The sequence below is a fragment of the Streptomyces sp. NPDC005070 genome, from assembly GCF_053600395.1.
In genome coordinates this window covers 1-1,191 of record NZ_JBSFZS010000556.1, presented here as the reverse complement: position 1 = coordinate 1,191, position 1,191 = coordinate 1, and the positions used below count along the sequence as shown (strand labels likewise).

Below are 1,191 nucleotides of genomic sequence, written 5' to 3'. Positions count from 1 at the left end.
CATGGAACGCGACAGCTCGGGCCACATACCGATTCTTCTCTGCGGGCCATGTGCTGTCCGAATCTTGGATCCCCGGTACGGCATCGCCCGGCGCAACGCCGCTGTGTGGAGAAGCAGCGTAAGTCTCGCGCCCGCTCTTGCTGGCTTCGTGCTGGTAGCTGGCTACGCCCTGTCTCTGCCGGGCCCATGGGTTTGGGGAATTGCAGTTGGTCTCATAGCGGCATGGACAGTTGCGCGGCTCTGGTACGCCTACGCGACAAAGGACATGCCGCGGGACTGACTGACCCCCGGTTACTTGTCCCCTGGTGTCAGAGATAGGAGTCCGGGGCCATGATCCCCGCGAGTTCGCGGAAACTGAAGCTTCTTCAGCGGGAACCCGAGGGCCCAGGGGCGCCACTGGCATGAGCCAGGCCGACGCTGAAACGGCGGTCGAGGGATTCAGGGGATGCCTCACCTCCGCAGAGTTCGGGAGGATCCTCGGTCGGAGCCACCTTGATCCAGGCACGAAGGCCACGATCAGGTCCGGAAAGTTCGCGCTTGGCGTACACCAGAACCCGCAAGGAGAGTTCGTGACCTCGGTCGTGGTGCCGACGATCGGTGGATTCGTGGCGTCGAAGGTCGCTAGCTGGCTATCCCTCGGAGGCTGCATCCTCTTCGAGGCTGCCCCGAAGCTCGAAGACTGAATGACGCGAAGCTGGCTCCCCGCAGGTATCGGGAGCCAGCCTGCGGCACACCCCGTGATCCTGTCGAAACAAGATCCCCAACTTCGGTTCGGTCGAACCAAAGTTGGGAGTCGGTACCCGCGTCACAAACGTGCCGTACGTGCCTCAACAACCCGCTGATATCTGTCAGGCACGGGCTCTTGGAGCCGCATGCCGAACATGCCTGACGGTCAATCTGCACCCGAGGTAACCGTCCCCCACGACGTCTGGATTCTGTTCCAGTACCGACGCAGCCCTTCGCGCACCTCCCAGCGGCGGCGACACTGCTCGCGTGCACAACGCCCTCAACACTCTCACCAGGCACGGCGACACGATTCTTCAGGTTCTCGGCGCGGTCCTGATCGCCTTCCTGACGAACGCGCTCACCAATCGCGCCCGAGACCGGCAGGACCGCGTCGGCGACCGCGCTACCCTTCAGGCCCAGGTCGATGCTTTCATCACCGCGGCTGCCGTCGTCCGCGCGGCGGCC

2 protein-coding genes are annotated in these 1,191 nt (G+C 63.9%); both read left to right on the top strand.

The genetic code is table 11. The features are described 5' to 3' along the window. Positions 1–401 precede the first annotated feature (401 nt). Positions 402–683 (top strand): hypothetical protein, encoded by a 282-nt coding sequence (locus tag ACWEBX_RS41115; protein WP_451889778.1) that lies wholly within the window; start codon positions 402–404, stop codon positions 681–683. A gap of 310 nt (positions 684–993) precedes the next feature. After that, the coding region (locus ACWEBX_RS41110; protein ID WP_451889777.1) for a hypothetical protein at positions 994–1,191 on the top strand (198 nt) is incomplete at its 3' end.

What these genes read in the sequence shown, in the direction of transcription:
- ACWEBX_RS41115 (WP_451889778.1), top strand. Translation starts at nt 402, where the DNA reads ATGAGCCAGGCCGACGCTGAAACGGCGGTCGAGGGATTCAGGGGATGC.